Consider the following 3,209-nt stretch of genomic DNA (forward strand, 5'->3'; position numbering starts at 1 on the left):
CGAGATCACCCTTGCCAACGGGCGCGTGGAGCAAACCAGCTTCCCTTCTTACGATGCTGTGCACATGGCGCACATGCCCGTGGTCGAGACGCACATCATGCCCAGCACGGCGGCACCGGGCGGTGTCGGCGAGCCCGGCACGCCGCCCATCGCACCGGCGGTGACCAACGCGCTGTACGCCTTGACCAAGAAGCGCATCCGCGCGCTGCCCATCAGGCTGGATCATGCATAGCAACGAGCACGAGGTCCTGCAGCAGGCGTTGAACTGGCATGCCGCTGGGCAACGCTGTGTGCTGGTGACCGTGCTGCGCACCTTCGGGGCCAGCCCTCGGCCACCCGGCGCGATGGCCGTGATCAGCGAGCAAGGTTTGATCACGGGATCGGTATCTGGCGGTTGTGTGGAAGACGACCTGGTGCACGAAGTCACGAGTGGTACCTTGTGGCGTGAGCAAGCCGAGGGCGAGCCTCGCGTGCTGATGCGTGTGTACGGCCGTGATGCCGCCGAGCGCGAACGCTATCGCCTGCCTTGTGGCAATGCCTTGCGCCTGGCCGTGGAGCCTTTCTGGGATGTAGCCCAGGCTGAGCAGGCACTGCAGGCCATCCGTGCGCAGCAACTGGTGTGCAAGCACCTGGACTATGCGAGTGGCCTGGCCACGCTGGCACCTGCGCAAGATGCGCGTGATTTCAGTGACGACGAGCACAGTTTCTCGGCCATCCTGGGCCCACGCCATCGCTTGCTGATCATCGGCGCAACCGAGGTCAGCCGTTACCTGCTGCCGATCGCCCAATCACTCGGGTATGCCGTGAGCATCTGTGATCCACGCAGCGAGTACACCGGTGCCTGGCAGGTGTCCGGACAAGAGCACGGCGCCACCTTGCTCGCAGGCATGCCCGATGACGTGGTGATGGCGTTTGGCTGTGACGAACGCACCGCCGTGGTCACCGTGACCCACGATCCCAAACTGGACGATCTGGCCTTGATGGAGGCCTTGCGAACGCCCGCCTTCTACGTGGGGGCGCTGGGTTCCAGCATCACGACAGCACGGCGTAAAGCGCGTTTAAAGCAATTTGATTTGAGCGACGATCAAGTCGGGCAACTGCGTGGGCCGGTTGGCTTGCCCATCGGCTCGCGCTCGCCAGCCGAGATAGCCGTGTCCATTGCGGCTGAACTGATTCAGGTTCGGCGCCTGCTGGAAACCGGTGAAGACCCTTTTGCCGGGCGGCATGCGCAACCAGCCTGGATGCCTGCTCAGGGCTTGCAGCCGGCTTGCACTTTGGATGCCACAGCGTCTCGGCTCACTCTGGCGGATGCCGCCGCCACCATCGGCAGCAGCGCATCGACATGAGCGTAGCTGGCCTCATCCTGGCCGCCGGGCAGGGCACCCGCTTTGGCGCCGACAAGCGCCTGGCCGTGATGCCTGATGGCCGCACCTTGTTGGCAAGTTCCTTGCAGCCCTATGTGGGTGTGTGCCGACCTTTGCTCGTGGTGATCCGGCCTGACGACATGGCGGCGCACGATGTGGCCAAGGCCTGTGGCGCCCAGATCGTTGTTTGTACTGATGCGGATCGGGGCATGGGCCACTCGCTGGCGGAAGGCGCCCGAGCATTGTTGGAGATGCCTGGCGTGGCGGGCGGCGGGCTGAAGGGCGTGCTCATCGGCCTGGCCGATATGCCGCGTGTCTCGTGCACATGTTTGCAGGCGCTGCAGCAGGCCTTGCTGGCGTCAGATCGTCCGGTTGCGCCTGTTCATCAGGGCACATTGGGTCAGCCTCGTGCGCTGCCGGCGCGGTATCTGCCTGCGCTGGCGCGCTTACAGGGCGATCAAGGTGCGAGGCACCTGCTGGATTGGCAGCGTGAAGCCTTGCTCCTGGATGTGGAGGATCCTGGCGTGCTGCTGGATGTGGATACGCCTGAGGATTTGCGGACACTGCCGGTATTGGCGGCACATCAGGCAAATTGATCCACCTCGTCAGCATGCGTGGAGGCTGTGTCGAGCGCCTGTCCTGCTTGTAACATCGAGCGTACGGCCCCATGGGTGGGGCGGGAAGGCCCAAGCCTTTCAAACGAGACACATCGATGAGCGCTGAGCAAGCAAATACTCCTTCTGGTCAAAGCGCCTGGTTGCGCTGGCGACGCCCTGTGGCCATCGTGGTCGGTCTGGCGGTTTTGTTGACCGCGCTGATCGGCATGTGGCTGCCTGGCTGGCTGCGCCCGCGCCTTGAAAAGGCGGCCACCGAAGCCCTGGGTACGCCAGTGAGCCTGCAGGCCTTGCAGATCAGCCCCTGGCGAGGCGAGGTGACGCTGGATGGCCTGGCCATCGGGCCGGCTGCCGCGCCCATCTTGCGCATCCAGCAGGCGCAGGCTCAGCTGTCGCTGGAGTCCGTCTGGCGCCTGGCGCCGGTGCTCCGGCGCGTGCGCATCGACAAGCCCGATCTCTGGATCGAACGCCAAAGCGCCGATCGCTTCAACTTCTCTGCCGTGCTGGACAAGCTCACGGCACCATCGCCCAAGTCACAGACAGACAGCGAGCCCGCCCACTTCGCCGTGTTCAACATCGAGCTGAACGATGGCCTGGTGCGCTACAGCGACCGGGTGCTGAATCAGGAACACCGCATCGACCAGTTGCGCATCGGTGTGCCTTTTGTGTCCAACCTGCCCAGCTACGTCAATGTCGATGTGAAGCCGCAATTGAGCGCGCGGGTGGACGGCAGCGCCTTGTCCATCCAGGGCGATGCCCTGCCTTTTACCGAGGGCATGCGTTCCGCCGTGCACGTGAAGTGGGATGGCGTGGATGTGCCGCATTGGGTGAAGGTGGCGCAGCCTTTTGTGCCGCAGCCCTGGTCGGTCGCCGCCACGGATGGTCGACTGGATGCGGACCTCACGCTGAGGTTTGAAGAGCGCAAGCCGCCGGCTGTGCCCAAGCTCAGCATTGAAGGCGGACTCAAGCTGAGCAAGCTGGCCTTGAACCTGTCCCAGGCGCCCGTATTGGGGCAAGTGGACGCAGGCTGGCAGGTGCTTGATATCCAGGGCCTGGATGCACAACCGCTGGAGCGGCAGGTTCGCATCGGCACCATCTTGCTCGATGGCGTGCAGTGGCGCAATCGGCCGGTGGCCTTGAAGAAGGGCGATGCGCAGCCGGTCTCGGCTTCGCCTGCGTCAAACGCAGCCCATGAGCCTGCGCCCGCATCGACGGCTGCGCCCTGGTCCTG

General features: G+C 64.5%; 4 protein-coding genes. All 4 read left to right on the forward strand.

All coding sequences use genetic code 11. The annotated features are described in order from the left end of the window. The coding region (locus EPO09_RS00280) for a hypothetical protein (protein ID WP_290639034.1) at positions 1-232 on the forward strand (232 nt) is incomplete at its 5' end. Then, positions 225-1,346 carry an XdhC family protein gene (locus tag EPO09_RS00285; protein ID WP_290639036.1) on the forward strand — a complete coding sequence of 374 codons (1,122 nt, stop codon included), beginning with the start codon at positions 225-227 and terminating at the stop codon, positions 1,344-1,346. The genes EPO09_RS00280 and EPO09_RS00285, both read left to right, overlap by 8 nt. Further along, positions 1,343-1,960 carry a nucleotidyltransferase family protein gene (locus EPO09_RS00290; protein ID WP_290639038.1) on the forward strand — a complete coding sequence of 206 codons (618 nt, stop codon included), beginning with the start codon at positions 1,343-1,345 and terminating at the stop codon, positions 1,958-1,960. The genes EPO09_RS00285 and EPO09_RS00290 overlap by 4 nt, the downstream gene beginning before the upstream one ends. 116 nt (positions 1,961-2,076) lie before the next feature. Next, positions 2,077-3,209, forward strand: a 1,133-nt coding sequence (locus EPO09_RS00295; RefSeq protein WP_290639040.1) for a DUF748 domain-containing protein, incomplete at its 3' end; no start/stop codon positions are given.

Source organism: Aquabacterium sp. (assembly GCF_004297345.1).
Lineage (GTDB): Bacteria > Pseudomonadota > Gammaproteobacteria > Burkholderiales > Burkholderiaceae_C > Aquabacterium.